The following is a 397-nucleotide window of genomic DNA, read 5'->3' as shown; positions in this document are numbered from 1 at the left end:
GATGCGCACGGCCTTCTACGTTCGAAGGATCCTGGGACCCGCTGGCGGTCCCGAAACGGCGGCACAAACCAAGGCCTCCCGGTTGCTGCAAGCCGCCACGATCGATGGCGCCGCAACCGCGGGACTCCAGCAACGCACGGGTAGCCTGACGCCGGGCAAGCAGGCCGACGTGGTTTTGATCCGCACAGGGGACCTCAACGTCTACCCGGCCAACAACGCCATCGGTACCGTGGTGCACGCCGCTGAGCGCAGCAATGTCGATACGGTCATCATTGGCGGGCGCCTGCGCAAACGGCGTGGTGTCGTGCTGGGCGTGGATCAGGCAAAGCTGCGCTCCGCGATCGACGAGTCCCTCGCTTATCTGTTCAATGCGGCTGGGTACAGGCCGGATCCGTTT

Annotated in this window: 1 protein-coding gene; it reads left to right on the top strand. The window is 65.0% G+C overall.

Translation table 11 applies throughout. From position 1 onward, the window contains the following. Position 1: 1 nt before the first annotated feature. Positions 2-397: amidohydrolase family protein (locus AC1DF3_RS37190; RefSeq protein ID WP_478142841.1), on the top strand; the 396-nt coding region annotated here is incomplete at its 3' end.

It is taken from the genome of Variovorax sp. 10N432 (assembly GCF_056394465.1).
This window is presented reverse-complemented; position numbering and strand designations above follow the sequence as displayed.